Origin of the sequence: Micromonospora sp. NPDC049580 (assembly GCF_040675595.1) — a bacterium.
Lineage (GTDB): Bacteria > Actinomycetota > Actinomycetes > Mycobacteriales > Micromonosporaceae > Micromonospora.
In genome coordinates this window covers 1-7,537 of the sequence record NZ_JBFAPG010000320.1, presented here as the reverse complement: position 1 = coordinate 7,537, position 7,537 = coordinate 1, and the positions used below count along the sequence as shown (strand labels likewise).

The following is a 7,537-nucleotide window of genomic DNA, read 5'->3' as shown; positions in this document are numbered from 1 at the left end:
GGCGTCGTCGCCGGCACCCACCGGCACGCCGCCGGCATCGCCCGCGGCGCGCTGCCGGACCCCGATCGAGACTAGGCCGGCCCAGGAGGACGACCATGACCACGGCAACCGAACAGATCAAGACACTCACGTACGGCAACTGGCGCCGCCCCCGCAAGGCCGGCCTGGGCTCGCTGGGCCTGATCGGGACCGTCGGCCTCTTCGGCGGTCTCGTGCTGGTGCTGCTCGCGTCCATGATCTCGCTGGACGCGGCCCTGGTGGTGGGGCTGCCGCTCGCGTTGACGCTGGCGCCGCTGGCGATCCGCACTCCGGACGGCCGCAACGTCTTCCAGATGGTCGGCGTCCGGGTGGGCTGGTTGCGCCGCAAGTCCAAGCGGCAGCACCTCTACGTCTCCGGGCCGCTGTCGACACGCCCCGGCGGACGGTTCCGCCCGCCCGGCCTGCTGAGCCGGGCGGTCATGCTGGAGGGGCGCGACCCGTACGACCGCCCGTTCGGCGTGCTGCACCACCCCAACCGTCACCAGTACACGATCGTGCTCAGCTGCGAGCCGGACGGCGGGTCGCTGGTCGACCCGGACCAGGTCGACACGTGGGTGGCGCTGTGGGGCGACTGGCTGTCCCGGCTGGCGCACGAGCCGGGACTGCGCGGCGCCTCGGTGGTGGTGGAGACCGCGCCGGACCCCGGCACCCGGCTCGCCACCGAGGTGCTGGGCCGGATCTCCCCGGACGCGCCGCCCGCCGCCCGCGCGGTGATGGAGGAGGTGGTGCGCAACTACCCGGACGCGTCCTCGGAGATGAACACCTACCTGACGCTGACCTACTCGGCGCCCGGCGGCGCCCGGCGCGACGACGACACCATGCTCGCCGACCTGGGGCTGCGGCTTCACGGCGTGCTCAACGGGCTGGTGGCGGCCGGCGGCGGGTCGGCGGAGCCGCTGTCCGCGGAGCGGATCGCCGAGGTCGTCCGGGTCGCCTACGACCCGGCCGTCTCGGCCGAGGTGCTCGACGTACGCGCCCAGCACGGCGGCACCGGGCTGGAGTGGGACGACGCCGGGCCGGCCGCCGCGATCGAGTCGGTGACCGCCTACCAGCACGACTCCGGCGTGTCCCGGAGCTGGCTGCTGACCATGGCGCCGCGCGGCGTGGTGCGCTCCGGGATCCTGCGCAGCCTGCTCGACCCGGCCGCCGGCATCCGCCGCAAGCGGGTGGCCCTGATCTACCGTCCGATCGATCCGGCGACCTCCGCCCGGATCGTCGAGTCGGACCGCCGGTCCGCCCAGTTCATGGCGAACTCGACGAAGGGCCTGGTCAGGGCCCGCGCGGTCGCGGAGATCCAGGCGGCCGAGCAGACGGCGGCAGAGGAGGCCTCCGGCGCCGGTCTGGTCGAGTTCTCGATGCTTGTGACGTTGACCGTCGACTCGGCCGCCGAGGTGCGCGACGCCAACGTGACAATGCGGAACCTGCTCGGCGCCACCCGGATCGCGATGCGCCCGGCGGACCGGATGCAGGCCGCGGCGTTCACCTGCGCCCTGCCCGTCGGCATCCTGCCCTGGGAGCAGGCGTTCGTTCCGCACGACCTGCAGGAGGCGATGTGACGGGCGGCGACGGCGTGCGGCTGCTGGATCTCGGGGCGGGCTGGCCCCGGATGACGTCCGGACCGGTCACCGCGATGTCCGGTCTGGTGGTGCCGGACGTGGACGCGCAGGACCGGGAGCCCGACGAGACGGGCGAGCAGACCCCGCGGGCGCTGCGCCGGGCGCGTCGGCGGCGGGCTGCGGAGGAGGCCGCCGAGCAGCGGTACCGGCAGCGGCTGGCCCGGGCTGACCGCGCCGATCAGGTGCCGCACCGGGGGTCGCCCGTCGTGGGCGGCGGACGGGTGGCCACGCTGGACCCGCCGACCATGTGGCGGGCCACTACCGTGCAGGCGTGCGGGCTCTGGCCGTTCGCGTCCGGCTCCGGCGCCCCGATGACCGGGGTCCCGCTCGGCCAGCACATCAGCACCGGGGCCACGGTGTGCGGGGATCCGCTCAACTGGTTCACCCGGGCGCGCTACATCTCCAACCCGTCGCTGTTCATGCTCGGCATGCCGGGTCTCGGCAAGTCCACGCTGATCAATCGGATGCTGATCGGCCTGGCCGCGCAGGGCGTCGTCCCTCTGGTGCTGGGCGACCTGAAGCCCGACTACGCGGACACCGTCCGCGCGCTCGGCGGGCAGGTCATCTCCATCGCCCGGGGCGTCGGCGGGCTCAACGTGCTGGACCCCGGCGCGATGGGCGCCGCCGCCGCGCGGATCGGCGGGCAGGCCGGGCAGGCGCTGGCCGCCGAAACCCACGGCCGGGTGTTGAACATGGTCGCGGCGCTGCTCACCATCGTGCGGGGCGTGCCGATCAGCGACCACGAGCAGTCGGTGCTCTCGGCCTGCCTGCGGCACCTGCGCGAAGCCACGCCGCCGGGCCGGACGTACCGGCTGCCGGACCTGCTCGCGGTGCTGGAGGCGGGGCCGCCGCGGGTCCGGCAGGTCACGCTCGACCGGGGTCAGGAGTCGCGTTACCGTGACGCCGTCGACCCGCTGCACCGGTCGCTGCTCGGCATCCTCGACGGCCCGCTCGGCGACACCTTCGCCTCCGAGACCGCCACCCGGATCGACCCGGACGCCACCGCCGTCTGCATCGACATCTCCCGCATCGGTGAGGCGGACGGGCAGTTGACCGCCGCCGCGATGCTCGCGGCCTGGTCGGACGGCCTGGGTACGGTGTCCGCGTCGCACGCCTTGGCGGACGCGGGCCTGGCGCCCCGGCGCTGGTTCTTCACCGTGCTGGACGAGCTGTGGCGCCCGCTGCGGGCGGCTTCCGGCATCGTCGACCGGATCGACGCGCTCACCCGGTTGAACCGTTCGCTCGGGCTCGCCGACGCGAAGATCACCCACACTTTGAAGGACGCCGAGGCCCTGGGCAGCGAGGCGGACAAGGCGAAGGCCCGGGGTTTCGTGGAGCGCGCCGGCATGGTCGCCTGCGCCGGGCTGCCGAAGGCAGAGATGGAGGACCTGGGCCGCGTGGTGGGGCTTTCCCGGCGCGAGATCGACCTGGTCTCGTCCTGGTCCTCGCCGGCCGGCTGGGCGCAGGACGGCGCCAACGAGGAGCCGCCCGGCCGAGGCCGGTTTCTGATCAAGGTCGGTGGGCGGCCCGGCATCCCGATCCGGGTAGCGATCACGGACGCCGAGCGGCACCTGCACGACACGAACACGCGGTGGATCGCCAACGGCGACGCGGAGCGGATGCTGGCCGAACGCGCCGCGGTAGTGCGCGCCGTGACGGCCGGCGACCTTCCCGGGGCGGGTGCCCGGTGAAGCGCGGCACCGGCGGAGACCTGCTGGCCTGGCTGATCCCGACGCTCGCGCTGATCAACCTCACCGCCTTCGTCCTGCTGTGGCTCGGTGGCACGCTGGCCACCGCCGTCGGCGGGTACGGCTGGCATCCGCCTCCGTTCCGCCTCGACGTCTACCTGAGCCTGCTCGGCGGCGGTGTCGGGACGGTCTGGCCGGGCGTGCCGCCGGCCCTGGTGTACGGCGGCGCGGTCGTGCTCGTCCCGGCCGTCGCGGCACCGGTGGTCGCGGCGGCCCGCGCCGTCGCCCGTCGCCTCGGCCAGTCGTCGAACCTGGCCCGCGCAGCCGACCTGCGCGCCATGACCGGTAAGGCGGCCGAGGCCCGGGCCCGTGAGCTGCGCCCGTCCCTGCGCGACGCCGCCCGCCTGCGCCCCGACGACACCGGCAACCTGCTCGGCGATCTCCTGCCGTCCGGGCCGGAGCTGCGCTCGTCGTACGAGGACGTGGAGCTGGACCTGATGGCCCCGCGGGCCGGCAAATCCACCGGGATCGCCATCCCCCGGGTGCTGCGGGCGCCCGGCGCGGTGCTGCTCACCTCGAACAAGTCGGACGTCTACCTGGTCACCCGGCAGGAGCGGGCCCGGGTGGGTCGGGTGTGGACGTTCGACCCGCAGGGCGTCGCGTATACCGAGCGCGACATGTGGTGGGACCTGCTCGGCGGCTGCCGCACCCTGGAGGGCGCGCGGCGGCTCGCCGGCCACTTCGTCAGCTCGGTCAACGACGACGCGTCGAAGCGGGACTTCTGGATCGCCGCCGCGCAGAACACGCTGACCGCTCTCTTCCTCGCCGCCTCGCACGGCGGCGCGACGGTCGGGGAGATGCTGGCCTGGCTCGCCGACCCGGGCGACCGTACTCCGGTCGACCTACTGCGCGACGCCGGCCTGGACGCGATGGCCGATCAGCTCCAGGGCACCGTACGCGGCGCGGTCGAGACCCGCGACGGCATCTACGAGACGTCCCGGCAGTGCGTCGCCTGCCTGCTCGACCCGGAGATCCTGGCCTGGGTCAGTCCGGACCCGGACCGCCCGGAGTTCGTCCCGGAGGAGCACGTGCTCAGCCGCGACACGCTCTACCTGCTGTCCAAGGACGGCGGCGGCTCGGCCGCCGGAGTGATCGCCGGCCTGGCGGACGCCGTGGTCCGGGCCGGCGTGGTGGCCGCCGAGCGGATGGGCGGCCGGCTGGACCCGCCGATGACCGCCGTGCTGGACGAGGCGGCCAACGTGTGCCGCATCGCCGACCTGCCCGACCTCTACAGCCACCTCGGCTCGCGGGGCATCAGCGTGGTGACGCTGCTGCAGAGCTACCGGCAGGGGGTACGGGTCTGGGGCGAGGCGGGGATGGACGCGTTGTGGGGCGCCGCCACGGTCAAGCTGCTGGGCGCCGGGCTGGACGACGCCGATTTCGTGGACAAGGTGGCCCGTCTGATCGGCCAGCACGACGTCCGTACGCCAACCTACTCCCGGTCCCGCGACGGCTCGTCCCGGTCGGTGTCGTACCGGCAGGAGCAGGTGCTGCCGGCGGACCGGATCCGGGCGCTGCCGAAGGGCACCGCGCTGCTGCTGGCGACCGGCGTGCGGCCGGCGGTGATCCGGTTGCGTCCCTGGTACAAGGAGCCGGACGCCGGGCCGATCGCGGCGGCGGCCCGCGTCGAGGCGGAGGCGATCACCACGCGGGCGCGGGCGGCGGCCGGGCGCCAGCGGGCCGGGTGACGTGGTGTCGAAGCTGGCGGCCGCGCGGGCCGCGCACCAGACGGCGACGAACCGGTTCGGCGCCACCCAGATCACCTGGCTGATCATCTCGATGGTCGGGATGCTCCCGCTGGCCGCGATGGCGGCGCTGGCCCTGATCGTCCTGGTGGTCATCATCCTGCTCAGCGGTTCGCAGATGACCTCGTACTCACCGGACCCGGACAGCACGCTCGGCCCGGGCGCCGGCGGCAGCGTCCTCACCGAACTCGCCGGCGGCGACGGCCGCGGCGGGTTCAAGGAGTCGGGCGTGCCCGACGCGGACCTGGTCGCGCCGATCCGGGCGGCGGCCCGTGAGTGCGACCTGCTCACCCCCGTGATCCTCGCGGCCCAGATCGAGTACGCGTCGGACTTCGACGCGGACAAGGAGGGTCAGGACGGCCGCAAGGGGCTGTCCCAGCTCACCCCCGACGTGTTCGAGCGCTACGGCAAGGACGACGACGACAGCGGCGAGGCCTCGGCGCTGGACCCGGAGGACTCGATCCACGCCCACGCCCGGTGGTTCTGTCACCTGGCCGAGGAGACCCAGCGGATGCTGGACGAGAAGACGGTCGTCGGCGACCATCTCACGCTGACGTTGATGGCCTGGGACCAGGGCACGGAGGCGGTGAAGGCGCTGGGCGGCATGCCGGTCATCGTGCTGGACAGCTACCCGTTGCGGGTGCGCGGGCTGTTCGCCCGCTACACCATCGGCGGGACGGACACGTCCACCGCCTTGCCGACACCGACGGCGTCGCCGGGGGCCGGGGCGAAGAAGCGCGTGGTGACGGGGGACGAGGGCACGCTGCTGACCGGGTCGACGTTCGACACCATGTTCCCCGACCGCAACACTTTCTACACGTACGCCGGGCTCACCGACGCGATGGCCACGTTCCCCGACTTCGCCGGCACCGGCGACGAGGCGACCCGCAAGCGGGAACTGGCGGCGTTCCTGGCCAACGTGGACCACGAGTCCGGCGGCCTGGTCCACGTCGAGGAGATCGACCGGGCCGCGTGGGGCACCTACTGCGACGGCGGCCAGCCCTACGGCTGCCCGGCCGGCCGTAGCGCCTACCACGGGCGGGGGCCGATCCAACTCAGTTGGAACACCAACTACAAGGCGGCCGGCGACGCGCTCGGGCTGGACCTGCTCGGCAACCCGGACCTGGTGGCCACCGACCCGGCGGTGGCATGGCGTACCGCGCTCTGGTTTTGGATGACCCAGAGCGGCGCGGGCACGACCACCCCGCACGCCGCGATCACCGGCGGCGGGGGGTTCGGCGAGACGATCCGCAGCATCAACGGGGCGTTGGAGTGCAGCGGTGGCAACGCCGCGCAGGTGCGGGCGCGGGTCGACGCGTACCGGCGGTTCACCGCCGCGCTCGGCGTCGACCCCGGTGACGAGGGGACGCTGACGTGCTGACCGACGAGCCGCCGCCGAGGCCGTTCTTCATCCTCTACCTGGACGGACCCGAGTACGCCGAGGAGCTGCGCCGGCTCACCTCCTGGGTGGAGGGCCTGCTGCTCCCGGTGTACGGCGGCGAGGTCACCTCCGGCGCGCCCTGGTGCCCCCGCTGGCGGGAACACCCGGAGGCGATCGCCTACCTGCACGGGCTCTGGCTCGCCTGGCAGGAACGCACCGGCCCCCGGGCGGCGCCGACCGACCCGGCCCTCTGGCACCAGAACCACCTCTGGCCGACCATGGACGCGCTGCGCAACCCCAACGGACCGTTCGCCGGCTGCAAGCCCGGGGGACACCGGCCCAAGGACCGGCCCTACGTCGAGCGCGACGACTGAGCGACCCGCCGGGAGAACCGTCCGAAGGACGGCCGCCGGGGCGGCCGGCCGTCCTTCGGGCCGATGCCGCCTAGGTAGCGGTGGCGGCGAGCGTTGGTTGGATGCTCGGCATGACTGAGATCTGACCCGTCGCCTGGCCGCCCCAACCGATCCGGGCCGAGCGACTGGTGCTTCGCGCGTCCGAGGCCCGGGACCGGTCGACGTTCATCGAGCTGTTGGCGTCGCCGGAGGCACACCTACCTCGGTGGCCCCGGTCGTCGGACGAGCTTGAGTGCGAGCTGCCCGAGGTGCCCGCACGGTGGCGAGGGAGTTTCGTCGTCGACCTCGACAGGGCGATAATCGGCCGGGTCCCGCTTTGGCGCGCGACGGAGCATCGTCGTCCGGCGGCCCGTGGGAAAGGCCGATCTCGGTTACCTGTTCCTGCCGCCTGCCTGGGGTTTCGGGTACGCCACCGCGACGTGCGTGGCGGCGCTCGACTGGTTCGGCGGTGTCCTTCCCGGCGAGCCGGTGGTTGCTCACCACCCAGTCCGCCAACGTCAACTCGATGCGCCTCGCGGCAAAGCTGGGGTTCACCGAGGTGGAACGGTTCCACGCCTGGGACGCCGAGCAGTGGCTCGGCGTGCGGCCCCCGGTG

5 protein-coding genes are annotated in these 7,537 nt (G+C 73.7%); all 5 read left to right on the top strand.

Annotated elements, in window-relative coordinates; genetic code table 11:
* Positions 1–95: 95 nt before the first annotated feature.
* From AB0J68_RS22610 to AB0J68_RS22590, 5 genes are read left to right on the top strand one after another with little or no spacing between them, the layout of a single operon-like run.
* Positions 96–1,595, top strand: a complete 1,500-nt coding sequence (locus AB0J68_RS22610) for an SCO6880 family protein (RefSeq protein ID WP_354855686.1) — start codon at positions 96–98, stop codon at positions 1,593–1,595.
* Entirely contained in the window at positions 1,592–3,346 is a 1,755-nt protein-coding gene (locus tag AB0J68_RS22605) for an ATP/GTP-binding protein (RefSeq protein ID WP_354855685.1), read from the top strand. Before AB0J68_RS22610 ends, AB0J68_RS22605 begins: the two co-directional genes overlap by 4 nt.
* A complete protein-coding gene (locus tag AB0J68_RS22600) occupies positions 3,343–5,091 on the top strand; it encodes a TraM recognition domain-containing protein (RefSeq protein ID WP_363940394.1) in 1,749 nt (582 codons plus the stop codon). Before AB0J68_RS22605 ends, AB0J68_RS22600 begins: the two co-directional genes overlap by 4 nt.
* A gap of 4 nt (positions 5,092–5,095) precedes the next feature.
* Positions 5,096–6,529, top strand: a complete 1,434-nt coding sequence (locus AB0J68_RS22595) for a glycoside hydrolase family 19 protein (RefSeq protein ID WP_363940393.1) — start codon at positions 5,096–5,098, stop codon at positions 6,527–6,529.
* On the top strand, positions 6,523–6,903 hold the full coding sequence (locus AB0J68_RS22590; RefSeq protein WP_354855682.1) for a DUF4913 domain-containing protein: 381 nt from the start codon (positions 6,523–6,525) through the stop codon (positions 6,901–6,903). Before AB0J68_RS22595 ends, AB0J68_RS22590 begins: the two co-directional genes overlap by 7 nt.
* The last annotated feature ends 634 nt before the right edge of the window (positions 6,904–7,537 follow it).

Coding starts and splice junctions, on each gene's coding strand:
- AB0J68_RS22610 (WP_354855686.1), top strand. CDS start 96: ATGACCACGGCAACCGAACAGATCAAGACACTCACGTACGGCAACTGG.